Below are 26,141 nucleotides of genomic sequence, written 5' to 3'. Positions count from 1 at the left end.
ATCCCGCTCAAAGCTGACCGAGTCGCCCCTCGATGAACCGGCGTTCCGCCGGTTGCCGGGTCAACTCGATCGCCCGCCGGTAGGAGGTCCTTGCCGCTTCGGTCAAGCCAAGCCTGCGCTGCATGTCTGCTCGCGCCGCGTGCGCCAGATGGTAGCCGTCCAGCCCGCCTTGTCCCATGACCGCCTCGATTGCCGCCAGTCCGGCCTGCGGGCCGTCGCGCATGCCTATGGCCGCGGCGCGGTTAAGTGCCACGACGGGTGAAGGATCGACGCGGCCGAGCACATCGGAAAGCGCGACGATTTGTACCCAGTCGGTCTCCGCCGTGCCTGCCGCCTCGGCGTGGACGGAAGCAATGGCCGCCTGCAGGATGTAAGGTCCGATGCGGCGCGAGGCGATCGCCCGACCGATCAGGCCGTCGGCCTCGGCGATCAGCGCACGGTCCCACAGCGCGCGGTCCTGGTCCTCCAGCAGCACAAGATCGCCGCTGGCATCGACCCGTGTTGCGCGCCGCGCCTCGTGCAGCAGCATCAGGGCAAGCAGCCCTTGCGCCTCCGGCTGGTCGAGCAGCTCAACCATCAGCCGGCCGAGCCGGATCGCCTCGGCGCACAGATCGGCCCGCGTCAGGTTCGGCCCCTCGGTTGCCGCGTAACCCTCGTTGAAGATCAGGTAGATCACCTGCAGCGCACTCTCGAGACGCGCCGGCAGGTCGTCGCGGTCGGGCACTTCGTAAGGGATGGCCTCGTCCCGGATATTCGCCTTGGCCCGCACGATGCGTTGCGCAATGGTCGGTGCCGGCGTCAGATAGGCGCGGGCGATCTCCTCGGTGGTCAAGCCACCCACTTCGCGCAGGGTCAGGGCAATGCGTGCATCCGGCGTCAGCGCCGGGTGGCAGCAGACGAAAATGAGCCGCAATTCATCGTCCTGAATGTCTTCCGGCATGGCTGGCTCCGGCGTCGGCTCGGCCAGAGCCATGAGCTCGGGCAGGGCCCCGGTCAGCCGCGCTTCCCGGCGCCAGCGGTCGATGGTTCTGAAGCGGCCGGCCGAGACCAGCCAGGAATAGGGATTGGCCGGAACACCCTGGCGCGGCCATTGTTCGGCGGCAGCCGTGAAGGCCTCATGCAAGGCCTCCTCCGCCGCGTCGAAACCGCCGAGCAGGCGGATCAAGGTCGCCAGCACGCGCCGCGCCTCGGTGCGGTAGGCCGCCTCCAGGGCGTCGCGCGGGCCGGCGGTGCTCACAGGGCCGGCGGCGGCTGGCTGAAGTCGACGACCGGGCGGACTTCGATAAAGCCGATCGTTGCCAGCGGATGGCCGCTCGCCACCCGCACCGCTTCATTGAGGTCACGGGCTTCGATGACGATGATGCCGCCCAGGATCTCCTTGGTCTCCATGAACGGGCCGTCGACCGAAGACATCTTGCCGTCGCGGACCTGCACGGTCATCGCCTCTTCCGGCAACACCAGGGCCTCGGCGGTTACGAAGTGGCCGCTGGCCCTGAGCACCTCGTCATATCCGGCGCATTCGGCCAGCACGGCGTTGGCTTGCGGGCTGCCGCCGAACAGCGTCTTGGGGTGGTAGTAGATGAGACAGGCATAACGCATGGTGGGTTTCCTTTTCCAGGATTGTCTAGGGTTCTTGGGATCAGGCGTCGAGGATCGGTGCGAAGCCGCCGTGAACCCGGCGCTGGTTGTCGTAGGGCATGGCGTCGGCATACATGCGCGGATCGGCAATCACCTTTTTCCAGGCGTCGTCGCGCACCTGCTTCGACGGCCATTCGACCCAGGCATAGACGACAACCTCGTCGCCCGTCGCTTTCACGGCGCCTCGGTAATCCGTGATCTCGCCATCGGGAACATCGTCGCCCCACGCCTCGACGACGCGGGTTGCGCCATGTTCCTTGATCACCGCGGCCTGCTTCGCCGCCACCGCAAGGTAGGCTTGCTTGTTGGCGGCCGGCACCGGCACCAGCGAGCCATCGATATAGCCGGTCTTGCCGGTCGTGTTCAGGCCGATGAACGGCGTGAAGCCGCCGATGATCATGCGCTTGCCGTCAAAGGGCATGGACGCGCCGATCTCCGCCATGCGCGGGTCGCTCATCATCGTCTGATAGGCAGCGTCCGCCGCCGCCTTGTCCGCGTATTCGTGCCATGAAAAGGTGATGATTTCATCCGGCTTCGCCTTCACGGCTCCCTTGAAGTCGGTGATCTTGCCGCCGGGCACGTCGTCGCCCCATCCTTCGACCATGCGGGTGGTGCCGAACTCCTTCAGCACCGATGCCGCCTTGGCGACATGCTTGCGATAGGCTTCCTTGTTGGCGGCGGGCACCGCGGCGACAAATCCTGCGATATAGCTCATTGCGTCTCTCCTGTTGGCTGATGCCGTTTGACACTCTTGGCGTCTCGAAAGATCCGAGAACGCCAATGGTCGAACGGCACGGCCTGGATTCGACATCGCTCCGAATTTTTCTTCGGCGCGGTCGCAAGCGCCACGGCTGCCTATTCGGAACCCAGCCTGTCGCCCCAGTCCAGGCGCCGAGCCAGCTTGAAGTCGGCGCCGTCGCGCTTAGTGAACAAGCGCTCGGCGGCGGTGCCGTCGTCCTGGCAAAGCTTAAGCAGAACCTTGCCGGAGCCGGACTTCGGCGGCGCAAGAACCCGCGCTTGGTGTGATGTGGGTCCGTCGCGAGAAGCCGCGACGTAGATGAACTTCTCGTCTTCCCACGGCACGTCGGCATCCTTGGCCAGCCGATGCAGGCGCGAGCGGGCGACGCGGCGGGAAAAATGGCACCAGTCGGGCTGGACCAGCGGGCAGGGCGCCTGATGCGCGCAAGGCGCTAGCACATGCGCGCCCGCCTCGATCAGCTGCCGGCGCACGGCAAGGATGCGCTGCCAGCCGGCGGGGGTGCCCGGCTCGACCACAAGCAGCGTGTCGGCGGTGAGTTGCCAGAGCCGGTCGATGAGCTTCGGCAGTGATGCGGGAGCGATTTCATCGAGCACATAGGCGCAAGTGACCAGATCGGCCGACTGGAGGTCGGCAAGGTCGATGGTGGCATCACCCGCCAGCCACCTCGTCTGTGCGGCAATCGCACCGGCGGCAAGTGTCTCGCCGACCTTGCGTACCGCCGCACTGGCTTCGAACAACACAGCCTGTTCGAGATCGGGCCACAGCTCAGTCGTGGCCCAAAGCGCAGTACCAGGACCCGCGCCGACATCGAGCAGGCTCTTGGGTTGGAAGGCGGGCTTGGCATCGCTCAGCGCATCGAGACTGGCGCGGATCGCGGCATAGGTCGCCGGCAGCCGCGTCGCCAGATAGGCTTTCACCGCCAGATCCTCGGCCATGTGCAGACGGCCGTCGCGCAATTCGGCACGATAACGGTCGGACAGCGTTTTTGCCGCTTGTTTGAGTATCGCCAGCGGAACGTTTTCGAGCAAGCGCTCGACACCTTGGCGAAGGGATGCCGGCAACTCCATCTCACGCGCCCCGCGGGACGAGAAGGATCACGGAAGCGCCGGCAATGCAGAGCGCCGCGCCGGCAAAATCCCAGCGGTCGGGGCGCACGCCCTCCACCAGCCACAGCCAGCCAAGCGATGCCGCAATGTAGATGCCGCCATAGGCGGCGTAGGCGCGGCCGGCGGCTGACGTGTCGACCAGCGCCAGCAGGAGGCCGAACAGGGCAAGCGAGCCGAGGCCGGGAAGAAGCCAAAGCGGCGACTTATCCAGCCGCCACCAGGCCCAGAACGAAAAGCAGCCGGCGATCTCGGCCAGAGCGGCGGCGGCATAGAGGACGTAGGTCATGAAAAAGGTCCCGCGACGGTCACGGGACCTTTTTCAGTGCAGGCGCCGGCAATGGCAAGCGGCAATGCTATTCCTGGTCCGCAACCTTGCGGCGACGAGCTGGCTTGGCGGTCGGACTCTTTTTGACGGGAGCCGTTTCACGATGCCCCATATCGCGTATCTCGAGCGCCTTTTCGCATTTGGCCATGTAGTCGCGCGACATCGGCAGCGTATCGTTCTTCTTGGTGATCTGGATCTGGAAGATGACCAGGTCCTGCCAGCGGAAGGCGGCTTCCGAGGCCGCCAGATAGAATTCCCACATGCGGCAGAAGCGCTCGTCATAGATCGCCTTGGCCTTGTCGCGGTTGGCAGCGAAGCGCTCGCCCCAGTGCTTCAGCGTATCGGCATAGTGGAGCCGCAGGATCTCGACGTCGGTGACGACCAGGCCCGACTTTTCGATCGCCGGCATGACTTCTGAGAGCGAAGGGATATAGCCGCCCGGGAAGATGTATTTGCGGATGAAGGCGCTGGTCGCCCAAGGCACGCCGGAACGGCCGATCGTGTGCAACAGCATCACGCCATCCGGCTTGAGCAGCGTCGCGCTCTTGTCGAAGAAGGTGCGGTAGTGGTTGACGCCGACATGTTCGAACATGCCGACCGAGACGATGCGGTCGAAACGCTCGTTGAGCTCGCGGTAGTCCTTGAGCTCGAAATGCACGCGGCTTTCCAGCCCTTGCGCGTGCGCCCGGTCGGTGGCGACGCCATGCTGCTCGGTCGACAGCGTCACGCCCTGCACGTCGACGTCGAACGCTTTGGCGAGGTAGAGGCCAAGCCCGCCCCAGCCGGAGCCGATGTCGAGCACCGTCTGGCCGGCTTTCAGCCGGAGCTTGGCGGCGATGTGGCGCTTCTTGGCGGCCTGCGCTTCGTCCAGCGTCATGTCCGGCTGCTCGAAATAGGCGCAGGAATACTGCATGTCCTGGTCAAGGAAGAGCCGGTAGAGGTCGCCCGACAAATCGTAGTGGCGCTGCACGTTGCGGCGCGAGCGCGAGGCGGTGTTGATCTGCTGCAGGCGGCGGAAGGCGTGGCGCAGCCCTTCGATGGCCTTCGACCAGGTGGCGTCGATGCCGCCGCTGCCCATATTCTGGAAGGCGATGCGCATCACGCCCAGCACGCCGCCTTCGAGGATGTCGAGTTCGCCGTCCATGTAGGACTCTGGCACTGCCAGCATCGGATCGAAGGTGATGGCGCGCTCGGCATGCGCCGTCTTGATATGCATGTGCACCGGTTCGCCGCTGCCGTCGCCGAAAACCACAGCCGAGCCCTTGGGGCCGGTCACCTTGAGATTGCCGGTGCGCACCAGGCGGTCGAGAACGCGCTTCAACAGAATATTCATGACCAAATGTCCCCTCTCGGCCAAACAGGCTGCCTTGGCGCGTGACCGCGAAAATCGGGATCGATTTCGCCGGGGGTCTTGCGCCGAACCAAAGTTGCACAGCGTGCTTTGCGCGGCCAAAGGACGCGCTACGCCATAGTCTGCAACAATATATAGGGGTTCGAAAAGTTCCATTTGGCACAAAAATGCCCGGGCGAGAGACCCGGGCATTGGTCCAGCATGGCTGGATGACGGCAAAGTGATCGGAGCTTGGCTTTAAGTCGTGATCAGCCCATGGCTCCAATCGTCTTGCGAAGTGTGATCAGGCGTTGTCTTCGCCGCCCTCGAACTCGGTGTTCGGATCGAAGAAGTTCTCCGGCCGGGCGTTGTCGTTGATGTCGTCGCCATAGATGGCTTCGGCGGTGGTCAGTGTCTCGCCCTTGGCCTGGCGCTCGGCTTCGTCGGCCGTGCGGGCGATGTTGAGCGTGACGGTGACCTCGACTTCCGGATGCAGCGCGATCGCCACATTGGTGACACCGATGGTCTTGATCGGCTGGTTGAGCAGGATCTGGTTGCGGTTGATCGAGAAACCTTCCGCCGTCAGCAGATCGGCGATGTCGCGGGTCGAAACGGAACCGTAAAGCTGCCCGGTTTCGCCGGCGGAGCGGACGGCGATGAAGCTCTTGCCGTCGAGCTTTTCGGCGATCTGGGCCGCTTCCGACTTGCGCTCGAGGTTACGGGCTTCGAGTTGGGCGCGCTGGCCTTCGAACTTCTTCTTGTTGGCTTCGTTGGCGCGCAGCGCCTTGCCCTGCGGCAGCAGGAAGTTACGGGCAAAGCCGTCCTTGACCTTGACGGTGTCGCCCATCTGGCCGAGGCGGGAAACGCGTTCGAGAAGAATGACGTCCATGGTTTTGTTCCTTCGGTTGGGCGCCAATCGATCGATGAGATCGGCGCCGAATGTCTCTGGAACAGGTCAGGAAGCTTGAGCGCCGGGGGCGCTGGTGACGCTGTCCTGCCTGTCGCGGCAGTTAGAGGTTTTTGACCTCAACCCGGGATTTGATGTCCAACCCTGCGGCGCCCGTCGCCGTGGGAGAAGAGCGGGCGGCGAGCCGCCCGCATTGACGCTATTAGCGAACCACGTAGGGCAGCAGGCCGAGGAAGCGGGCGCGCTTGATTGCCTTGGCGAGTTCGCGCTGCTTCTTCTGGCTGACGGCGGTGATGCGCGACGGCACGATCTTGCCGCGCTCGGAAATGTAGCGCTGCAGGAGACGCACGTCCTTGTAGTCGATCTTGGGCGCGTTGGCGCCTGAGAACGGGCAGGTCTTGCGGCGGCGATGGAACGGGCGCCGGGTCGGGATCTGATTGATGTCGACCATTATTCTGCACCCCCTTCAAAGCCTTCGCGCGGACGGCGCGGACCACGATCGGCACCGGCGTCGCCGAACGAGCGCGGCGGACGATCGCCACGGTCGCCGCGATCACGGTCGCCGAACGAGCGCGGGCCACGATCGCCACGGTCGCGGTCGCCGAAGCCGCCGCGTTCCGAGCGCTCTTCGCGCTTCTGCATCATGGCCGACGGGCCTTCCTCATGCGCCTCGACCTTGATGGTCAGGAAGCGCAGCACGTCTTCGGACAGGCCCATCTGGCGCTCCATCTCGTTGAGCGCGGCCGCTGGGCAATTCAGGTCCATCAGCGTGTAGTAAGCCTTCCGGTTCTTGTTGACCCGGTAGGTGAGGGACTTCAGTCCCCAATTCTCGACCCGGCCGACGGACCCGCCATTCGCGGAGATGACACCCTTGTACTGTTCGACAAGAGCATCGACCTGCTGCTGCGAGAGGTCCTGCCGGGCAAGAAACACATGTTCGTAAAGAGCCATTATGTCTTATGCCTTTCTTCGTTTCTCTCCCGGTTCCCGGCGGCAAAAGCCTCTGCAACTTCTCTGACCCGCAAACCCTCGAAGGGGCAGGGGGAAGAAAGGAGCATAACGAGACGGTCGAGAGCGGAGACACGGGAGGCGGAAGCACTTCCGGCTTCACACGAAGGTTTTCGAAAAGACCTCCGGCCCTCCGTTCAGCCCCCAGCAAGGACCGGCAGATTGCGGGCGTCTATACAGCAATCCGACCGTAAAGCAAGGGCAAGCGGCATTCCCGTGTGTCCCACGCGACGATCGGGGAGCAGCAACGGCTGGAGTTGTGGTTTCCGGCAACCACGTCTTAACCACACCAGCAGGTTGTGTGGAGTTGAAGCCTGGCCGTCAACGGTCGATTCATCATGGAAGGCGCAAAAGCCCGGACGACCGCACAAAAGCGGCAAGCATTTCCGGGGGTAAGGATGCTTCTCGACAAATTCTGGCGCTCGACGGGCGGCAATTTCACGCTTGTGCTGGGACTGGGTTTGCCGGTCATCCTGACGGCTGTCGCTTTCGCAACCGATGTCTCGACCCTTATGCGGGCCAAGAGCAATTTGCAGAACGCTCTCGATTCGGCAAACCTTGCTTCCTCGCACCTTGGCGATCTCGACATCACCCGCAATGACGCTTTCAACCGCTATTTCCAGGCCAACATCGTCGGTCATGGCGAGCTCGGCAATGCGCAGGCGACGTTGACTGTCGACAAGGGCGTCAACTTCGTCAAGACAAAGGCGGTTGCCTCGGCGGACGTCAATCTCAACTTCGCCTTCCTGTTCGGCGACAGCAAGCACATCGTCGTCGATGCCTCGGCGGTCGAATCGAACAACCAGCTCGAAGTCGTGCTGGTGCTGGACAACACCGGCTCGATGGCCGGCGTGCGTATGACGGCGTTGAGGACGGCGACAAAATCGTTGCTCGACACGCTCGAAGCGGCGAAATCGCCGACGCGCAAGGTCCGCGCCTCGCTGGTTCCTTTCGTAACGGCTGTCAACGTCAATGGCGACGGCTTCGATCCGTCCTGGATCGACATGGACGGCAAGTCCTCGACCAACGGCGTCAATTTTCCCGTCATCGACGGCAAGCGGCCGAACCACATGGCGCTTTTCAAACAGCTCAAGAAGACCGGATGGACCGATGCCGGATGGAATGGCACCGGATGGAAGGGTTGTGTCGAGGCGCGGCCAGGCGCTTACAATATCTCCGACACGCCACCCGACACGGCCAAGCCCGACACGCTGTTCGTGCCGTACTTTGCGCCGGATGATCCCGAAGACGCCCAAAAGCCGTCTGGCTCCTATGGCAATTCGGACAAATACTACAACAACTCCTACCTCAACGATGTCAGCGACAAAACCAGGCTTGCCCAGTCGGGCATCAACATTCTGGGCATCGATCTCAGCAACCTGCTCGGCAACCTCATCGACCTTTTGTCGCCCGATGACAGGGCTGCCAGGGAAAAGATCGCCAAATATGTTGCGCCCGCCAAGGAACTCATCACCGAGACCGGCTCTCCCATCACTATCGGTCCGAACCGTGCGTGTCCGACTCCGGTGGTCCCCCTGACCGACGATTTCGACAAGCTGCGCAAGGCGGCTAGTCGGATGACCGAGTGGAACGGTTCGGGCACAAATGTCTCCGAGGGCCTGTCATGGGGTATGCGGGTGCTGTCGCCCGCCGCGCCCTACACTGATGGAGCGCCGTGGAAGACGCCCGGCATCAGCAAGATCGTGCTGTTGCTCACCGACGGTGAGAACGTCGTCTATGGCGCCAGCCAACAGCCGACGAAGTCGGACTACACATCCTATGGCTATCTGGCCGGCGGTCGTTTCGGATCGGATAACCAGACGACGGCGGCACGCAACGTCGATGGCTGGACCAAAAGCGTCTGCACCCAATTGAAGGACCAGGGCGTACAGATCTACACCATGGTGCTGCAGTCCGACACCGCAGCCAACCGTGCGCTTTACAGCGCCTGCGCCTCTGATCCGAGCGGCTATTACGCAGTCAACGATCCGACCAAATTGCCGGACGTCTTCCAGCAGATTGCCAACAAGTTCTCGAAGCTGCAATTGACGAACTGAACGCGCGATCCGAGACGGACCAGCCGGCTCTGAGGGAATCGCCGGTCTCAACTCGTATGGGCGGCGACAATCTTGTCGACCGTTTCGGGAAAGAAGTCGGGCGCCGCGTGGCGTTTGCCGAACATCATATCGTACTGCAGCAGGCGGAAATCGCGGATCGCCGGGTCGATCTCCTTCTGCCGCGCCCAATCGGGCGTGGCCTCGCCAGCCGGCGTCAGCAGCAAATTGCGGTCGACGACACGGTAGCGTTCGCTCATCTCGCCCAGGAAGCCGGTGTAGTAGGGATGGCTGATGCCGGCCGTCTTCAGGATATGATAAGGCAGGAAGGCTGGGCTGACGGCACCCATGTGCTCAGCCGGTCCGGTGCGGTTCGACCAGATGACCAGCGGCGTCTCGTGGTGTTCGAGGGCGGCCTCGGGCGACGCTTCCTTGCGCGGTGCGACATTGTCCTTCAGGAAGCCGGTTTCGACATAGACCGGCCCCAGCGGCGGCAGATGGTCGCCGAAGAAGGCGATCACGGTGGGGCGGGAGCGTTTCTTCGCCCATTCGACGAGGCGTTCAAGACCGCGATCGGCGTCGGCTGAGCCCTCGGCATAGCTGAGCAGCGATTCGCGCGCCCACTGGCTGATCGGCGCCTGCACCGTATGCGTCGGATTGTAGTAGCGGTTCGGCTCGTAGGGGCCGTGATTTTGCAGGCTGACGGCAAAGAAGAACACCGGCTCGTCGCTTGCGTCGGCCTCGCTGATGATCTCGTCGGTCATCGCCGCATCCGATGCCAGCGGCCCGCGCTTTTGCATGGGTGGCAGCGTCTCTTCCGACTTGAAGTCGTTGAAGCCGAAATCAGCGTAGACCGCGCCCCGGTTCCAGAACCAGTTGGTGCCGGGATGGATGGCGCGCGCCCGGTAACCCTGTCTCTTGAGGAAGGTTGCGAGCGAAGGCGTCGGCGTGCGCACATATTGCTGATAGGGGATGCTGCCGGCCGGCAGGAACGCATTGGAGAAGCCGGTCAGGGCCTCGAACTCGATGTTGGCGGTCATGCCGCCGAATTCCGGCGAGAACATCGAGCCCGAGCGCAGCGCCCGCACGTTGGGGATCGGATCGGGCGTGATGGTGACGCCGGGCAGCTTGGTCGGATCCCAGAAGGATTCGCTCATGACGATGATGATGTCGGGCTTCTCGGCCGGCACCGAGGCGGTTACATCAGGTCTGCCGATCGCCGCGATCGCTTTGTCGGTATAGCCTGGCGGCGCCGAGACATGCGCCATCGGCACATTGAGGGCGAAGGCCAGCGCAAAACCGTTGGAGGCATAGTTTTCCTTCTGGTCCCACATGATCGGGATGATCTGCAGCCGGTCCCTGGTCCAGGAGAAGGTGGCGTAGTCCATGATCGAAACGAAGAAGGCGAGCAGCGGCACGGCCAGCGTCAGCCGGGCAAGGCGGCCCTTGCGGCTGAGCGCGGGAACCTTGCGGCGCCACAGCCGCCAGCCGTAGACGAGCAGTGACAGGCCGGCGACGATGCCGACGACCATGGCGAGCGCGGTCATCGGCCGGTCGCGCACCAAAAGCGGCAGCAGCGCGAAGATCTGGCGGGCATAGAGGAAATCGGTGGGATAGAGCGGATCGCCGAGATAATGCGACTTCTGGTGGCCGACGAAGGCAAGGGATAGCGTCAGCGGCGCGACGATCATCAGGCTCTGATGGCTGCGGCCGAGCACCGCATCGAGGCCGATCAGGATCAGCGCGAAGACGACGATGGTGGTCCAGCCGGGCTTCAGCGGCTGCAGGAAGAAGGAGACGGTGCCAGCAAAATCGCCGCGCACGATCAGTTCGATCGCAAACACCAGGACGGCCGCGATCGCCAGGCTGACAAGCCCATAGCGCACGACCGGCCATCTCCTGCCCGGCAGATAGCCGGTGGAGGGGTCGTCTTCCAGGAACTGTGGCGCGGGCTTGCCGGCGCGTTTGTAACTCTTTGCCACTTAAACTTCCCCACCCAGCGACAAACACGTCACTCGATTGTCATGGAATTGTCACGCAAAGCTAGCGCCTGTGGCCAAAATAAGAAGAGCCAGCAAACGAATCGTGAGCGGTTTTCATCAGGAGTGATCGCCAAAAAGCCTTTCGGAACAGGCACTCGGCGGATGAGGCGGCCGTCGGGCAGGGTCGAACCGGGCTTGACTTGGCGCCCCGCCATGCCTCACAGGCAAGAAAAACCCGTCTTCAGGCAAGCAAAACCAGCCCTTGGGAGCCCTCGCATGGCCGTCGCATTCACCTTTCCCGGACAAGGCAGCCAGGCGGTCGGCATGGGCAAGGATCTCGCCGACGCCTTCCCCGAAGCGCGCAGGGTCTTCCAGGAAGTCGACGACGCACTTGGTGAGAACTTGTCGAAGCTGATCTGGGAAGGGCCGGAAGAGGCGTTGACGCTGACCGCAAACGCGCAGCCGGCACTGATGGCGGTGTCCCTGGCCGTGGTCCGGGCGCTGGAATCGCGCGGCTTCTCGCTGAAAGGCAAGGTCACCTATGTCGCCGGTCATTCGCTGGGCGAATATTCGGCGTTGGCCGCTGCTGGCTTCGTTTCGGTTGCCGATGCCGCCCGGTTGCTGCGCATACGCGGCAATGCCATGCAGGCGGCGGTGCCGGCCGGCGAGGGCGCCATGGCGGCGATCATCGGATTGGAACAGGCCGATGTCGAAGCAGCCTGCACCGAGGCATCCAAAGGGTCGGTCTGTCAGATCGCCAACGACAATGGCGGCGGTCAGCTGGTTATTTCCGGAACCAAGGCTGCGGTCGAACTGGCGGCGAAACTGTGCACGGAAAAGGGCGCCAAGCGAGCGCTGATGCTGCAGGTTTCCGCGCCTTTCCACTCCGCGCTGATGGCGCCCGCGGCCGACGTCATGCGGGAAGCCCTGGCCGGCGTGACAAAGAATTCGCCGGTGGTTCCCGTCCTATCCAATGTCACGGTTAGCCCGACCAGCGATCCGGACGAGATCGCCCGCCGCCTGGTCGAACAGATAACCGGCCGCGTGCGTTGGCGCGAGACGGTGGAGTGGTTCGGCGCGAACGGCATCACCACGCTTTACGAAATCGGCGCCGGCAAGGTGCTTTCAGGATTGGCGCGGCGCATCAACCGCGACATTGCCACCGCGTCGGTCGGCTCCGCGGCTGAGGTCGAGGCAGTGCTGGTGGCGCTTCGTTGAGCTGCGCAACTTGAATTCACCGGCGCATGACCACATACATGCATCGCAACGAGGTGCGGCATGCCCACATCGATCCGTCTTTCTTCTGAAGTCGAGCGACGGTTGGATTCGCTTTCGGCCGAAACCGGTCGCAGCAAGGCTTACTATCTGCGCGAATTCATTGAGCGGGGCCTTGAGGATGTAGAGGATTACTACCTTGCCGCCGAGGTGCTCGGGCGGATCAGGAGCGGCGAAGAAGGCATTCTGAGAGCCGAAGACTTCTGGAACGGCGACGTCTACAGATAGCCAATTCGCGGGCTGTCCGATTTGAAAGAGGATTAAACACATGTTCGAATTGACTGGCCGCAAGGCGCTCGTCACCGGCGCATCGGGAGGCATCGGTGAGGCGATCGCCAGGATGCTGCATGCGCAGGGCGCGATCGTCGGCCTGCATGGCACCCGCGTCGAGAAACTGGAAGCGCTGGCCAGCGAGCTTGGCGACCGGGTCAAGCTGTTCCCGGCCAACCTGTCGAACCGTGACGAGGTCAAGGCGCTCGGCCAGAAAGCCGAGGCCGATCTCGAAGGCGTCGACATCCTGGTCAACAATGCCGGCATCACCAAGGACGGGTTGTTCGTGCGCATGTCGGATGCCGACTGGGACACCGTGCTCGAAGTCAACCTGACCGCCGTGTTCAGGCTGACCCGCGAACTCACCCATCCGATGATGCGCCGCCGCCATGGCCGCATCATCAACATCACCTCGGTGGTCGGCGTCACCGGCAATCCCGGCCAGACCAATTATTGCGCCTCAAAGGCCGGCATGATCGGCTTTTCCAAATCGCTGGCACAGGAGATCGCCACCCGCAACATCACCGTCAACTGCGTCGCCCCGGGCTTCATCGAATCGGCGATGACCGACAAGCTCAACGACAAGCAGAAAGAGGCGATCATGGCGGCGATCCCGACGCGGCGCATGGGCACCAGCGTTGAAGTCGCGTCCGCCGTCGCTTATCTCGCCTCCAACGAAGCCGCCTACGTCACCGGCCAGACCATCCACGTGAATGGCGGCATGGCGATGATCTGACGGACCTTGTTGATAATTCTACCCTGCCGGCCATCTGCCGCGGTTATCTGCGCTTCCGGTGCTCGCGTACTGAAAGTACGCTCCGCTCCGGTTCTCGAAAACCGCACCATATGACTCGGCAGGGCGAATTCTAAACAAGGTCCGGCGGGTTGTGAAAAGAGACCATTTCGGCTTGGACCTCAGCTATTTTTCGTGTAATGCGGCCCGCAACCCGGCGGTTCGGGCAAAAACCGGTTCGTAGTCGTTGCGTTTCCGGCAGGACCATCTTTCAGCTTGATTAGCGGCATTCTGCCCGCTAACGAAGACAGACAAACAAAAGACGAGGATGCCCAAATGAGTGACACCGCAGAGCGCGTCAAGAAGATCGTCATCGAGCACCTTGGCGTCGATGCCGACAAAGTGACGGAGCAGGCGAGCTTCATCGATGATCTGGGCGCCGACAGCCTCGACACGGTCGAACTCGTCATGGCGTTCGAAGAAGAATTCGGCGTCGAGATTCCCGACGACGCGGCTGAGACCATCCTGACCGTTGGCGATGCCGTGAAGTACATCGACAAGGCTTCGGCCTGACGCTTTCCGCAGTCATCACCGGGGAGGACCTGCGATGAGGCGTGTCGTCGTCACGGGCCTTGGGTTGCTGTCGCCGTTCGGCATGGGCTTCGAGCACAGCTGGAAGGAACTTCTGACCGGCCGCAGCGCTGCCAAGCGCATCACTGAGTTCGAGGTGGAGGATCTTGCCTGCAAGATCGCCCACGTCATTCCGCGTGGTGACGGCAGCAATGCCACCTTCAATCCGGAGGCCGTGCTCGAGCCGAAGGAACTGCGCAAGATCGGCGACTTCATCCTGTATGGGATTGCCGCCGCCGACGAGGCGCTGAAGGATTCCGGCTGGGAACCCAAGACGCATGAAGAGCGGTGTGCCACCGGCGTCCTGATCGGCTCCGGCATCGGCGGCATCGAGGGCATCGCCGAGAACGCGATGATCCTCAAGGAGCGCGGCCCGCGCCGCATCAGCCCTTTCTTCATCCCGGGCCAGATCATCAATCTCGTCTCCGGGCAGGTTTCGATCCGGCACGGGCTGAAAGGCCCGAACCATGCCGTCGTCACGGCCTGTTCGACCGGCGCGCACGCCATTGGCGATGCTGCCCGGTTGATCATGTGGGGCGATGCCGACGTGATGGTCGCCGGTGGCGCCGAAGCGCCGGTGACGCGGCTGTCGATCGCCGGTTTTGCCGCATGCCGGGCACTGTCGACGGAACGCAATGATTCGCCGCAAACGGCGTCGCGACCCTATGATCGCGACCGCGACGGCTTCGTCATGGGCGAGGGCGCCGGCGTTGTCGTGCTCGAGGAGCTCGAACATGCCAGGGCGCGCGGCGCCAAGATCTATGCCGAGGTGACGGGTTATGGTCTCACCGGCGATGCGCATCACATCACCGCGCCCGCCGAGGATGGCGATGGCGCCTTCCGTTGCATGACGGCGGCACTGAACCGGGCCAAGTTGACGCCGGCCGATGTCGACTACATCAACGCGCACGGCACCTCGACCATGGCCGACACGATTGAGCTCGGTGCCGTCGAGCGGCTTGTCGGCAATGCCGCATCGAAGATTTCGATGTCGTCAACCAAGTCGTCGATCGGCCATCTGCTTGGAGCGGCGGGTGCCGCCGAAGCGATCTTCTCTATTCTTGCCATCAGAGACAATGTCGCGCCGCCGACCATCAACCTCGATAACCCGGAACGCGAAACCGCGATCGATCTGGTGCCGAACAAGCCGCGTGCCCGCCAGATCGACGTGGCGCTGTCCAATTCCTTCGGCTTTGGCGGGACCAACGCGTCGCTGGTCTTCCAGCGCTACAATGGCTGATCGTCCGGCTGCCGGGCGGCGCTTTGGCGTGCCGTCAATTTTGCCATATTCGCCCCTACTCTGCCGCTGGGGATTCGTTGGGCGATCAAACGGTAGGGCGAAATGAACACAAATCCGGCAGGCAACGGAGAATTCGGGCAACGGCCGCCGACATCCGGCCCGATCGTGCCGAAAACGGCCAGCGAGGCGTTGCGGCCAGAGGCTGGCACGCCACCGCCGAAGCGCTCGCGTGCGTCACGCAGCCAGGTCGTCGTGTTCATGAACTTCGTCATCTCCTCGGTGATGCTGGTGGTTCTGGCGGCCGGCGTCGCGGTCTATTTCGGCAAGCAGGAATTCACCGAACCCGGACCTTCGGCTAATGGCGACACCTTCCTGGTCAAGCCGAACACCGGCGTCCAGGATATCGCCGACCAGCTCGAACGCCGCGGACTGATCAGCGACGCCCGGGTATTCCGTCTTGGCGTGCGGGCCTTCGGCAATGATTCCGCGCTGAAAGCCGGCGAGTACGAGATCAAGCCCAGGGCTTCCATGCGCGATATCATGGAGCTTTTGAAGAGCGGCAAGTCGGTGATGTATTCGCTGACCATTCCTGAGGGACTGACGGTCGACCAGGCATTGCAGCGCATCGCCGAGGAGACTGCGTTGAGCGGCGACATGCCGGCAACCACGCCGCCGGAGGGCAGCCTCGCCACCGACACGCTGCGCTTCACGCGCGGCGCGACACGCCAGCAGATGGTCGACAAGCTGCTGGCGGATCAGAAGAAGCTGGTCGACGATGTCTGGGAGCGGCGCGCGCCTGACCTGCCGCTGGCCAACGTCGAGGAGTTCGTCACGCTGGCCTCGATCGTCGAGAAGGAGACGGGCAAGGGTGACGAGCGTTCGCGAGTTGCCGCCGTCTTCCTGAACCGGCTTGCCAAGGGCATGCGCCTGCAATCCGATCCAACCATCATCTATGGGCTGTTCGGCGGCAAGGGAAAGCCGGCGGACCGGCCGATCTACCAGTCGGACATCCAGAAACAGACTCCCTACAACACCTATGTGATCAATGGCTTGCCGCCGACGCCGATTGCCAATCCGGGTCGTGCAGCGCTGGAGGCGGTGGCCAATCCGTCGAAAACCGCCGACCTCTATTTCGTTGCCGACGGCACCGGCGGGCACGTCTTTGCCGCGACGCTGGACGAGCACAACGAGAATGTCGCCCGCTATCGCGCGTTGCTGAAGAAGCAGGCCGATGATGCCGCCAAAGCCGCCAAGACGACTGGCACCGGCGACAGCGATGCCAGCGGCGGTGACGCGGGCGCTGCCCAGTAAATGAAGAAAGGCGTTGCCCGACAGGCAACGCCCTGACATTTGGAAGAGCGCCGCGCGTCCGATTTCGACGCGCCTGCGGCGCAGTCTTTTTTCAAGCCGCACTCGCTCCTGTCCGGAAAGCCGGTTCAGGGCGATGTGCCAGGGACGTGTGGGCGATATGAATTTGCAGAGCATGACCGGTTTTGCACGTGCCGTCGCCGAGCACGAAGGCACTTCGATCGCCTGGGAGGTCAAGTCCGTCAACGGCAAGAGCGTCGAGGTACGGCTGCGGCTGCCGCAAGGCTTCGAACGGTTGGAACCTGCTGTCCGGCAGATACTTCAGAAACGTTTTGCACGCGGCAATTTCCAGGCGACGCTGACCATCGGCCGTGCCGTTGGCGCGCAGGCGCAGCCGGTCGTCAACGAAGCCTTCCTGAAGGACCTTGCTGGGCTCGCCAAACGGCTGCAGGAGCAATTCGGCGTTGCTGCGGCGACGTCAGATGGATTGCTTTCGCTGCGCGGCGTGCTCGACATTCCTGAAACCGTCGAAACCGAGGAGGCGAGGGCCGCGCTCGATGCCGCGATCATGGTCGCGCTCGAAGTGGCCTTGAACGGGCTCGAACAGGCACGTCAGGGCGAAGGAGCCGCGCTGGCTTTGCTGTTGTCGGGTCATATCGACACGATCGAGGTGCTGACGCTGCGAGCCGAGGCGGATCCATCCCGCGAGACGACGGTGATTCGCGAACGCATCGCCGAGCAGGTCAGGCTGCTGATGGACGCTTCCGCCAATCTGGATGCCACCCGACTGCACATGGAGGCGGCGTTCCTGGCCACCAAAGCCGATATTCGCGAAGAGATCGACCGGCTGAAAACGCATGTCGCGTCCGGCCGGGCTCTGCTGCTGGGCGGCGGTGCGGTCGGTCGCAAGCTCGATTTTCTGGCACAGGAATTTAACCGCGAATCGAATACGCTGTGTTCCAAATCGAATGCCGCAGCCGTCACCGCGATCGGCCTGGACCTGAAGGCGGTGGTCGACCAATTTCGTGAACAGATCCAGAATCTGGAGTAGCCGATGGTTGCCAAGGATTTGGGGTCCCGCATTCGCCGCCGGGGCCTGATGCTCGTCCTGTCGTCGCCATCCGGCGCCGGCAAGTCGACGATCGCGCGCAATCTTCTGGAAAGCGATTCCAGCCTCGAACTGTCGGTCTCGGTCACCACCAGGCCGCGCCGCGGAAGCGAGATCGAAGGCGTCCACTATCATTTTCGGACGATGCGCGAATTCGAGCGGCTTCGTGATTCCGACGCACTGCTGGAGTGGGCCGAGGTGCATGGCAATTGCTATGCGACGCCGCGCGAACCGGCCGAACTGGCGCTGTCCGAGGGGCGCGACATGCTGTTCGACATCGACTGGCAAGGTGCCCAGCAGCTCAAGGAGAAGATGCGCGCCGACATTGTCTCGATCTTCATCCTGCCGCCATCGATGAAGGAGTTGAAGGCGCGGCTGAAACGTCGCGCTGAAGACCAGGAGGCGGTGATCGAGACGCGGCTGAAAAACGCCCGCAACGAGATCGAGCACTGGAAGGAATATGATTTCGTCATCGTCAATGACGACCTTGACCGCGCCTTCGCCGAAGTGCGCGGTATCGTCGTCGCCGAGCGGCTAAGACGCGACCGCCGGCCAGGCCTGTTCGATTTCGTCTCTGGACTGTTGGACGAGAAGACGGGCTGAGGCGGTGAAGCGCCAATCTCCCCCACGAGGGGTGGGAGATCGGCAGCTTCTTACACCGCATTGGTCAGCCGCACGAACTCCTCGACGCTCAGCGTTTCGGCGCGGCGTGTCGGATCGATGCCGGCGCGTTCGAGCAGGGCCTCGCCGCCGAGGTTCTTCACGCTTTGCCGCAGCATTTTGCGACGTTGGCCGAACGCGGCTTCGGTGACGCGGCCGAGTTTTTTTACCTCGGCGGACAGAGGGGTCGGGCGCGGCACCAGATGCACCACCGAGGAGGTGACCTTTGGCGGCGGCGTGAATGCCTGTGGCGGTACGTCGAAGGCGATCCTCGCCTCCGTCCGCCAGCCGGCAAGAACCCCTAGCCGGCCATAGCTGTCGCTGCCGGCGGGCGCGACGATGCGCTCGGCCACTTCGCGCTGGAACATCAAAGTCATCGAGGTGTAGAAAGGCGGCCAGTCGCTGACCGTCAGCCAGCGCACCAGCAGCTCCGTGCCGATGTTGTAGGGCAGGTTGGCCACGATCTTGACCGGACCGCCGTTCCCGGTCGCTCGGCTGGCAAGGCCTGCGAAATCCGTCTTCAGCGCATCGCCGGAAACAACCTCCAGCCGGCCGGGATAGTGGTCGGACACTTCGGCAAGAGCAGCCAGGCAACGTTCGTCGCGCTCTATGGCGACCACATGGCGCGCTCCGTTGTTGAGCAAGGCGCGGGTCAGCCCGCCGGGACCAGGACCGACCTCGATTACTGTTGCATCGGACAAGTCGCCGGCGGTGCGCGCGATCTTGCCGGTGAGGTTGAGGTCGAGCAGAAAATTCTGGCCGAGCGCCTTCTTCGCCTGCAACCCATGACGCTCGATCACCTCGCGTAGCGGCGGCAGCCCGTCGATGCTCATGCCCGAGGTCTCATACGGCGATTGCCTTCGTGTTCGTGTCGGCCAGCCGCCGGGCAAGCTTCAGCGCGGCTATCAAGCTGTCGGGCCGCGCCACACCCTTGCCGGCGATGTCGAAGGCCGTGCCGTGGTCGGGCGAGGTGCGGATGAAGGGCAGGCCGAGCGTGACATTGACCGCCTCGTCGAAAGCCAGCGCCTTGGCCGGGATCAGCGCCTGGTCGTGATACATGCAAAGGGCCGCGTCGTAGCCCGCCCGCGCCCGGACATGGAACAACGTGTCGGCCGGCAAAGGGCCGAAAGCGTCGATTCCTTCGGCACGCAGGATGTCGACCGCCGGGCGCACGATCAGCTCGTCCTCGAGGCCCATGGCGCCGCCTTCGCCGGCATGTGGGTTGAGCCCGGCAATCGCCAGCCTCGGCTTGGCGATGCCGAAGCGGCCGGTAAGGTCGGCGGCGGTGATGCGCGCGGTGGCGACGATCAGTTCGGTGGTCAGTGCCTTCGGCACCTCGGCCAGCGCGATGTGGATGGTGACGGGAACGGTGCGCAGGTCGGGTCCTGCCAGCATCATCACAGGCATCGCCTCGACGCCGCTGTGCCGGGCTGCCAGATGCGCCAGATATTCGGTGTGGCCGGGAAAGCGAAAGCCCGCATCGTAGAGCGGCTTCTTGGCGATGGGGCAGGTGACCACGGCCGAGGCTTCGCCGGCAAGGCAATCGGCGACGGCGCGGTCGATGGCCTCGATGGTGGCGGCCGCATTGGCCGGATCCGGCCGGCCGGGGCTGTCGATGCAGCCGGCGGCTAGCGGAACGATCGGCAAGGCGCGGGCAAAGACCTGCGCCGCTTGCGCTGATGTCGTTTCGACGACCGGCAGCGAAATGCCGAGCAGGCGCGCCCGGGAGGCGATCAGCGCCGGATCGGCGAGCAGGTAGAAGGGGGGCAGGGCGGCAGCTTCGCGCGCCATAAAGGCGGCGATGGCGATCTCCGGCCCAATGCCGGACGGATCGCCGGCGCTCAACGCGAGCGCACTCACTGTGTTGCCCACGTCAGCGCTTGACGATGCGGGCTTTTGCCTTCAGCTCGTCGACATATTTCTTGCTGAGCGCGTCGGCATCCTTGTCGCCGCCGGAGCCTTCGGCCTGAAACGCCATCTGGGCGACCTTGTCGTCGGACACTTCGCGCGACGAGCAGATGCCGATGAATTCGACGCCGCGCTCGGTTTCGCGCGTGGCGGTGGCACCGCCGACTTTGGTAGCCTTGATCTGCTCGGCCCAGTCCGGCGGCAGCTGCGGCGCGAGCACCCGGCCCAGATCGCGAACGGTGACGTCGATCAAGCCCTTGGCGAATTCGCGCGTCGTGTTGCAGCCGTTGAAGCGGGCGCGCATGGCGTCGGCCTCGCGCTTGCGTTTGCCCAGCGTCGCGCTGCGTTCAGCCGCCGGCACCACGAAGATGACCTGCTGCAGCATGTATTCGGTGGCGCTCGGTTTGGCGCCGCCTTTTTCGAGCATCTTCCTCACGAGATCCTGCTCGCTGACGGCACCTGTGCCGTCGCCGGAACGGTAGCGTGCGCTCAAAGCCTGGTTCCAGGCCATCTGGGCGCGGATGAATTCCTTGAAGTGGCTCTTGGTGACACCTGACTTCTCCATGACGCCGTCAAGCTGGCTGAGCTGCATCTTGTTGCTCGAGGCAAAGCGCTGATACGCCGCCTCGACCTGTGCGTCGCTGATGCGGATGCCAAGCCGCTTGGCCTCGGCCATACGCAGCGTCTGGTCGATCATTTCCTGGCCGGCATCGCCCTTCTTGCGCTGCAGCTTCAGGAAGGCGGCGCGATGGGCGATGTCGCCGCTGGTGACCGGAATGTCGTTGACGACGTATTTGATCTCGCTGGCGAAAGCCGGCGGCGTCATTGCAGTGATCGACACGGACGTCGCCGCCACGAGCAACGCGAAACCTGCTGAAAAGAGGTATTTCCTCATCGTTGGTATCCCAATTCTATCCCGGTCCCGCCCAATTTCATCTTTCCAGGTGCGCGAAATCCGTGCCAGCCCTATGCGGCGAAACGATGTCGCCGATTGTTACTGGATCGTGTCGACGCCACTGGTCGACGAGCCGAAATCGCCGAGGGTGCGGAACGACAGATTGAAGCCGATGGTCTGCGACACCTCCCTGGTGTTCAGATCGCGCGACTGCGAGTAGGTCATCAGATAAGTGAAGCAGGAATCGTTGTAGGCGAAGCCGACACCGTCCTTGACCAGCAGGCTTTGCTGCAGGTCGTAGGTTCCTGTGCCGAAGACGCGCCAGTTTTCGGCCAGATGCGTGGATGCACCAAGTGTGACTTCGTGGCGGTCTTCCGTGAAACCGTACAGCGGCTGGGCCTGGATGAAGGCGTATTTGGCGCTCAGCGACACAGGCAGGCCGGAATAGGCGGCCTTCACCTCGGCACGGCGGACCTCGAAACTCTGTTCGTCGAAACGGCCGCTGACCGAGGCCGCGAAGCCGTTGGGGCTGTTGATGCCGAACAGGCCGACATAGTCGGACTTGGTCGTGTCGAGGCCGGAATTGGCGCCGGCATTGACCAGATCCGGCGCGGCAAAGGAGTTCTCGCCGCCGATCTGATAGGATTGGCCGAAAATCGCATTGGTGCCCCAGCCATTATTGTACGAGCCGGAATAGCGGAAGCCGACATTGGCGCGCGAACCGCCTTCGACGCGGTCGTAACCGGAGAACTTGTCGCGCTCGAACAAGGTGGTCGCGTCGAAGACCATGCTTTGGGCGTCTTCGTTGGGCACTGAGAGGCCGCCGACATATTGCTCGTTCGGACGCATGAAGACCTGCGCCATTGGCTCGATGACATGGCTGGACCCGCTGGCCATGGAAAACAGCACCGGCCAACGCATCTCGAGGCCCGCGGTTGCCATGTAACGGGCAAATGACGAGCGCATATCGTCCTGCTCGCCCAAATGCGTTGCCATTCGGTCGATGGCGTCTAGCGAAGCCGACGATGCGTTGAGGTAGTCCACATCGCCCTGCAGCGCGAGCAACGGCGTTAGCACCAGTCCGTCATCTGTGACGAAACTCCGCTTCCACTCGGCCTCGGCGGTGAGACGGCCCGATTCGCCTTCGATGCCGCGGACGCGCTGCGTCGGAGTGAGGGCATTGTAGGGCTGGACGAAGGTCTCATCGACATCGTCGCGGCGGATGACACGCGCGTTGACATTGAGGGACAGCTGGCCGCCGGCCACCGAGGCATCAGGAATATAGGCGTAATCGAGCGACGGCAGCACCCACGGCTGTTGTCCACTTCGCGCAGAGATATTGTCGTCAGGCGTATCTTCCTGCACATCGAAATGCATGGCGCGCACGTCGAAATAATTGCGGCCGTTGAGACCCGTCAAGTAGACTGACGACTGGTGAACGCTGCTATTGTACTTGTCGATGCCGTAGGTGTTCGAGAAGTTCTTGTCGGTCTGCAGCAGCACGTCCCAGCCGAAGTTCCAGCGTGAGTTGATGGCGAACTGCCCCTGGGTACCCATCATGCCGCGGAATTTGTTGGGATCGCCGGCGCTGCCCGAATTGACGTTGTGGCCAGAGCTGGATGGGAAGGCAGTGGTGTCGAGGAAGGCGTCGGGATTCTGCTGGTGTATCCCGGCGATCTTCAAGCTGTACTCGCCATTGTCGAAGCGCTGACGCCACTCGGCCTCACCGAGGAAACCCTGCCTGGTATAGCCGGTGCCGGTGACGGTCAGGTCGTAGGTCGGCGCCAATGCGAGATAATAGGGGACTTTCACGCCGACGCCGAGATCGCTCTTGTAGATGATGCTCGGGATCAGGAAGCCGCTCTTGCGCTTCACCGTCGGGTCGGCAATTTCGAATGCAGGCAGATAGGCAAGCGGAAAACCGAAGAATTCGAAATTCGCATTCTCGAAGCGAACCGTCTTCTTCTCACCGTTCCAGATGATCTTCTTGGCCTTGACGCGCCAGGTCGGCGCTTTGTCCGGCTTATCCTCGCACGGCTCGCAGGCGGTGTAGACGCCATTGTGGAAAGTGGTCAGCACGCCGCCCATGCGTTCTGCGCTTTCGGCGGCGAAATAGGCCTTGTCGATGGTCTCGACCCGCAACGCGTTGACGAAGCCGTCGGCGAAGTCATCGGTGATGTCGATATGTTGCGAATTGATCTTGGTGCCGTCGCTGTTGATGACTTCGACGTTGCCGCTCGCGACCATCCGCTTGGTGTTGCGGTTGTATTCGACCCGCTGGGCGACAAGGCGATTGCCACCATAGTCGATCTGCACACCGCCGACGGCGGTCACGGTCTGGTTGTCGTTGTTGTAGACCAGCGTATCGGCCGCCAGCAGCATTTGCGAGCCGGCCGGAACCGATGTCGCCATGTCGCCGACGTCCTGCGCAAGCGCCGGTGCCGGAACGGCGTAGGCAAGCACGCACGCCAAGGCGGTCGCCGCATAGAGGCGCGCCAAACCGGCCTGCCTGTTGCTGGGCAAAAACGCCTCCCTCACTAGCCGTCTTCCTTGTATAGCAGGAAAGTCACCCCGAAGAACATAGCCACCATGACCGGTACCCAGGCGGCTACGACAGTCGGCACGAATCCCGCCACGCCGAATGCCTTCACCAGCACCGAAACGACATAAAGCAGAAAGCCAGCGATGATGCCACCCAGAATCATCGTCGCCGACTGTCCCATCCTGGCAAATCGCATTGAAACCGTTGCCGCGATCAGCGTCATGGCGACGAGAAGGAACGGCAACGCCACGAGCGAATCAAACTGCATGGCAAAGGCATTTGCCTTGAGGCCAAAGGAGCGGGCAACCTCGACCTTTCCGGGCAGGTCGTAGAACGGGATGGTTTCGGGGCGAGCCAGCCGCTCTTGCACGAATTCGGGCTTCAGATTGGTCGGTACGCGATCGGTTGCCGATGCCTGGATCGTGCCGTTCTGGAACGTCTTGACGTCCTGCAATTCCCAATAGCCGTCGCGCAGGAAGGCACGGGCGGCGTCCTTGCGCTCGACGATGTTGCCTTGCGGGTCGAGAATGAAAAATACGACATCGGCCATTTCCAGGCCCTGGTTCAGGATGGCCCGCGCACCGATGATGGTGTCGCCCGAACTGGTTTTCTGACGGATCCAGGGCGCGGCATCGGCCGAGACCGTATTCGATTTGCCCGAACGCAGCTGGGTTTCGATCTGCTCGGACCAGGAGAATGCGTGCGCGGCGAGTGGATTGATGACGCCAACCGACAGGACGCCGAACAGCAAGGCTCCGATACAGCAGGGCAAGAGGAACTGCCAGGCGGAAACACCGGCGGAACGCGCGATGACCAGCTCGTAGCGCCGGTTCAGCGACACCAGCGTCGCCATCGCCGAGAAGAGACCGACGAACGGCACCGTCTGCAGCATGATCATCGGCATACGGAGGCCTGAAATGGCTACCGCCGTGCCGTAGGTGAAGCCGGGCAGGCCGGTGGTGCGTCCGGACAGCTCGGTGAAATCGATCAGGAACACCAGCGCCAGGAGGCCGATGAAGAACCAGATGGTGATCGTCACATAGCGGAAAAAGAAATAGCGGCCCAGTGTCCAGCCCATCAGCCGACCCCTTGGCCTGATGCGCCGCGCCTGGACAAACGCAATTTGAAAGCATTCCAGCTGTCAGCGATGCGCGTGGCGAAGTTTGTCATCCAGTCCGCCCAGGTCACGGGCAGTTCCAGTGTCCGGTTGGAGACGATGAACCAGATCGCCACCGCGGAAGCCACGATCGGCACGCCATAGACCATATACGCATATTGCGGGACCTCATCCGCCTTGCTGGCGGCAAAAAAGCCCAGCCAACGCACAAACAGCGATATCGTGATCGCCGTGATCAGCGGATTGACGCGCGCCTCGCGGTGCGAGCGCGCATCGCCGGCGACTGCAAGCGCGATCAGCGCGAAAACCATGGAATAGGTCCATTCCGAGAACCGTTGGTTGACCTCGGCCCGGTATTCGTAGGGGTTCTGCTGATAATACTTGTCGTTGGCACCCGGGTTGAGCAGGTACTGCGTCGTCTGGTCCTTGGGCAGGAGCGTCACCGCCGAAGCCGCCGCCATGAAGGCCGACATGTCGAAGGCATAGGAGGTGAAGCGGATGACGGAGAGATCGCCGGTCAGCGTTTTGCGATGGATGACGCCGTCATTCATCATCAGCACCTTTTCACCGCCGCGTTCGACGATGCTGCCGGTCTTGGCGTAGTAGACGAGGTTGACGCCTTCTTCGCGCGAATCGGCGACGAAAATGCCACCCAGCCGATTGTTCGGAAGGCGCTCGCCGATCTGCAGGAACAACCCGTCGTCAATCTTGCGGAAGGTGCCTTCCTGGATGATCAGCGACAACAGATCCGCGCGCGACGACGCCACCAGGGCCCGGTTCTTCTGCCGTGCGTAAGGGTCGATGCCGTTGTCGACGGCAAAGGAAAAAACGGCGGCGGCGAGCGCCAGCAACATGATCGGCCGCACGATCGTCCAGCGCGAGGCCCCCGCGGCGTTGACGACGGCGAGTTCGGAATCCGAATTCATGACACTGAGTGTCTGTGCGACCGCTACCACCAGGGCAAAAGGCACCACGATCGGGATGATGGACGGAAGGATGAGGGCGGCGACTTCGAAGAAGGTCAGCGCCGACTGGCCGCTGTCGGTGACCAGATCGATCTTTGCCAGCACCTGCGTCGTCCATACGATCGCCAGCGTCCACACAAGAGCGGCCATGAAGACCACGAAAGCGCGGCGCATGATGTAGCGTTCAACGACCTTCATGAAGGCTTTTCTCGATTTTTTCGAACGGCATCATGCCACCGAACAAGGTAGCTGTCCGGCAGCGCCTGCACAACTGGCTCATCAGATGGTCTATCCGGGTTCTGTCCCACATCACGCCCCCCGGCTGGGCGGAGTGTCGGCGGGAATGGATAAGAAAGGGCGAACATCGATGGTTAACAACA

General features: G+C 62.9%; 26 protein-coding genes. 9 read left to right on the top strand and 17 right to left on the bottom strand.

Annotated elements, in window-relative coordinates; all coding sequences use genetic code 11:
- Window positions 1-7: 7 nt before the first annotated feature.
- The 9 genes from NKJ00_RS26450 to rpsF form a co-directional block, all read right to left on the bottom strand.
- Window positions 8-1,237 carry an RNA polymerase sigma factor gene (locus NKJ00_RS26450; protein WP_352631906.1) on the bottom strand — a complete coding sequence of 410 codons (1,230 nt, stop codon included), beginning with the start codon at window positions 1,235-1,237 and terminating at the stop codon, window positions 8-10.
- A complete protein-coding gene (locus tag NKJ00_RS26445) occupies window positions 1,234-1,599 on the bottom strand; it encodes a YciI family protein (RefSeq protein WP_023813752.1) in 366 nt (121 codons plus the stop codon). Before NKJ00_RS26445 ends, NKJ00_RS26450 begins: the two co-directional genes overlap by 4 nt.
- Before the next feature lie 40 nt (window positions 1,600-1,639).
- Window positions 1,640-2,353, bottom strand: a complete 714-nt coding sequence (locus NKJ00_RS26440; protein ID WP_352631904.1) for a DUF1428 domain-containing protein — start codon at window positions 2,351-2,353, stop codon at window positions 1,640-1,642.
- 140 nt (window positions 2,354-2,493) lie between these two features.
- Window positions 2,494-3,465 (bottom strand): small ribosomal subunit Rsm22 family protein, encoded by a 972-nt coding sequence (locus tag NKJ00_RS26435; RefSeq protein WP_352442170.1) that lies wholly within the window; start codon window positions 3,463-3,465, stop codon window positions 2,494-2,496.
- Between the two features lies 1 nt (window position 3,466).
- Window positions 3,467-3,790 (bottom strand): YnfA family protein, encoded by a 324-nt coding sequence (locus tag NKJ00_RS26430; RefSeq protein WP_352631902.1) that lies wholly within the window; start codon window positions 3,788-3,790, stop codon window positions 3,467-3,469.
- A 67-nt stretch (window positions 3,791-3,857) separates the two neighbouring features.
- Window positions 3,858-5,162 (bottom strand): cyclopropane fatty acid synthase, encoded by a 1,305-nt coding sequence (locus NKJ00_RS26425; RefSeq protein ID WP_128305695.1) that lies wholly within the window; start codon window positions 5,160-5,162, stop codon window positions 3,858-3,860.
- A 301-nt stretch (window positions 5,163-5,463) separates the two neighbouring features.
- A complete protein-coding gene (gene rplI, locus NKJ00_RS26420) occupies window positions 5,464-6,048 on the bottom strand; it encodes a 50S ribosomal protein L9 (protein ID WP_127289263.1) in 585 nt (194 codons plus the stop codon).
- A 220-nt stretch (window positions 6,049-6,268) separates the two neighbouring features.
- The gene (gene rpsR, locus NKJ00_RS26415) at window positions 6,269-6,517 is read right to left on the bottom strand and encodes a 30S ribosomal protein S18 (RefSeq protein ID WP_006203718.1); all 249 of its coding nucleotides are present in this window, start codon (window positions 6,515-6,517) and stop codon (window positions 6,269-6,271) included.
- Window positions 6,517-7,017 carry a 30S ribosomal protein S6 gene (gene rpsF, locus NKJ00_RS26410; protein WP_013532520.1) on the bottom strand — a complete coding sequence of 167 codons (501 nt, stop codon included), beginning with the start codon at window positions 7,015-7,017 and terminating at the stop codon, window positions 6,517-6,519. Before rpsF ends, rpsR begins: the two co-directional genes overlap by 1 nt.
- Before the next feature lie 455 nt (window positions 7,018-7,472).
- On the opposite strand from rpsF, the gene NKJ00_RS26405 reads away from it, so the two are divergent.
- Window positions 7,473-9,131, top strand: coding sequence for a pilus assembly protein TadG-related protein (locus tag NKJ00_RS26405; protein ID WP_352631900.1), 1,659 nt, complete (start codon window positions 7,473-7,475; stop codon window positions 9,129-9,131).
- Window positions 9,132-9,178: 47 nt separating this feature from the next.
- On the opposite strand, the gene NKJ00_RS26400 is transcribed toward NKJ00_RS26405, so the two are convergent.
- Window positions 9,179-11,110, bottom strand: coding sequence for an LTA synthase family protein (locus NKJ00_RS26400; RefSeq protein WP_352631898.1), 1,932 nt, complete (start codon window positions 11,108-11,110; stop codon window positions 9,179-9,181).
- Window positions 11,111-11,386: 276 nt separating this feature from the next.
- Between NKJ00_RS26400 and fabD the strand changes: the two genes are divergently transcribed.
- From fabD to fabF, 5 genes are all read left to right on the top strand, one after another.
- The gene (gene fabD, locus NKJ00_RS26395; protein WP_352631896.1) at window positions 11,387-12,328 is read left to right on the top strand and encodes an ACP S-malonyltransferase; all 942 of its coding nucleotides are present in this window, start codon (window positions 11,387-11,389) and stop codon (window positions 12,326-12,328) included.
- A gap of 60 nt (window positions 12,329-12,388) precedes the next feature.
- Window positions 12,389-12,613: a type II toxin-antitoxin system RelB family antitoxin gene (gene relB, locus NKJ00_RS26390; protein WP_352631894.1), complete on the top strand. Its 225-nt coding sequence runs from the start codon at window positions 12,389-12,391 to the stop codon at window positions 12,611-12,613.
- Between the two features lie 40 nt (window positions 12,614-12,653).
- Window positions 12,654-13,391 (top strand): 3-oxoacyl-[acyl-carrier-protein] reductase, encoded by a 738-nt coding sequence (gene fabG, locus NKJ00_RS26385; RefSeq protein WP_023813762.1) that lies wholly within the window; start codon window positions 12,654-12,656, stop codon window positions 13,389-13,391.
- A gap of 333 nt (window positions 13,392-13,724) precedes the next feature.
- Complete coding sequence (locus tag NKJ00_RS26380; RefSeq protein ID WP_006203723.1) at window positions 13,725-13,961, top strand: acyl carrier protein; 237 nt, start codon at window positions 13,725-13,727, stop codon at window positions 13,959-13,961.
- A gap of 34 nt (window positions 13,962-13,995) precedes the next feature.
- A complete protein-coding gene (gene fabF, locus NKJ00_RS26375; protein ID WP_127273339.1) occupies window positions 13,996-15,258 on the top strand; it encodes a beta-ketoacyl-ACP synthase II in 1,263 nt (420 codons plus the stop codon).
- On the opposite strand, the gene NKJ00_RS26370 is transcribed toward fabF, so the two are convergent.
- Window positions 15,246-15,518, bottom strand: a complete 273-nt coding sequence (locus tag NKJ00_RS26370) for a hypothetical protein (protein ID WP_352442176.1) — start codon at window positions 15,516-15,518, stop codon at window positions 15,246-15,248. The two genes, fabF and NKJ00_RS26370, sit on opposite strands and share 13 nt — an antisense overlap.
- On the opposite strand from NKJ00_RS26370, the gene mltG reads away from it, so the two are divergent.
- From mltG to gmk, 3 genes are all read left to right on the top strand, one after another.
- Window positions 15,517-16,569 (top strand): endolytic transglycosylase MltG, encoded by a 1,053-nt coding sequence (gene mltG / locus NKJ00_RS26365; protein ID WP_352442177.1) that lies wholly within the window; start codon window positions 15,517-15,519, stop codon window positions 16,567-16,569. The two genes, NKJ00_RS26370 and mltG, sit on opposite strands and share 2 nt — an antisense overlap.
- A 157-nt stretch (window positions 16,570-16,726) precedes the next feature.
- A complete protein-coding gene (locus tag NKJ00_RS26360) occupies window positions 16,727-17,617 on the top strand; it encodes a YicC/YloC family endoribonuclease (RefSeq protein WP_352442178.1) in 891 nt (296 codons plus the stop codon).
- Window positions 17,618-17,620: 3 nt separating this feature from the next.
- Window positions 17,621-18,277 carry a guanylate kinase gene (gmk, locus tag NKJ00_RS26355; RefSeq protein WP_013532512.1) on the top strand — a complete coding sequence of 219 codons (657 nt, stop codon included), beginning with the start codon at window positions 17,621-17,623 and terminating at the stop codon, window positions 18,275-18,277.
- Between the two features lie 50 nt (window positions 18,278-18,327).
- Here the strand turns inward: gmk and rsmA are convergent, their stop codons facing one another.
- From rsmA to lptF, 6 genes are all read right to left on the bottom strand, one after another.
- Complete coding sequence (gene rsmA / locus NKJ00_RS26350) at window positions 18,328-19,167, bottom strand: 16S rRNA (adenine(1518)-N(6)/adenine(1519)-N(6))-dimethyltransferase RsmA (RefSeq protein ID WP_352609739.1); 840 nt, start codon at window positions 19,165-19,167, stop codon at window positions 18,328-18,330.
- Window positions 19,168-19,177: 10 nt separating this feature from the next.
- Window positions 19,178-20,194 (bottom strand): 4-hydroxythreonine-4-phosphate dehydrogenase PdxA, encoded by a 1,017-nt coding sequence (pdxA, locus tag NKJ00_RS26345; protein WP_502895161.1) that lies wholly within the window; start codon window positions 20,192-20,194, stop codon window positions 19,178-19,180.
- Window positions 20,195-20,207: 13 nt separating this feature from the next.
- Complete coding sequence (locus NKJ00_RS26340) at window positions 20,208-21,137, bottom strand: peptidylprolyl isomerase (RefSeq protein ID WP_023813768.1); 930 nt, start codon at window positions 21,135-21,137, stop codon at window positions 20,208-20,210.
- A 99-nt stretch (window positions 21,138-21,236) separates the two neighbouring features.
- Window positions 21,237-23,675 (bottom strand): LPS-assembly protein LptD, encoded by a 2,439-nt coding sequence (locus tag NKJ00_RS26335; RefSeq protein WP_352631891.1) that lies wholly within the window; start codon window positions 23,673-23,675, stop codon window positions 21,237-21,239.
- Complete coding sequence (gene lptG / locus NKJ00_RS26330; RefSeq protein ID WP_031213741.1) at window positions 23,675-24,760, bottom strand: LPS export ABC transporter permease LptG; 1,086 nt, start codon at window positions 24,758-24,760, stop codon at window positions 23,675-23,677. The genes NKJ00_RS26335 and lptG overlap by 1 nt, the downstream gene beginning before the upstream one ends.
- Window positions 24,757-25,959, bottom strand: a complete 1,203-nt coding sequence (gene lptF / locus NKJ00_RS26325; RefSeq protein ID WP_023813771.1) for an LPS export ABC transporter permease LptF — start codon at window positions 25,957-25,959, stop codon at window positions 24,757-24,759. The genes lptG and lptF overlap by 4 nt, the downstream gene beginning before the upstream one ends.
- Window positions 25,960-26,141: the final 182 nt, after the last annotated feature.

Origin of the sequence: Mesorhizobium sp. M0227, assembly GCF_040321855.1 — a bacterium.
In the GTDB taxonomy this organism is placed as follows: Bacteria; Pseudomonadota; Alphaproteobacteria; order Rhizobiales; family Rhizobiaceae; genus Mesorhizobium.
The sequence above is the reverse complement of the archived record's forward strand: the minus strand, read 5'-3'. Positions and strand labels throughout refer to the sequence as shown.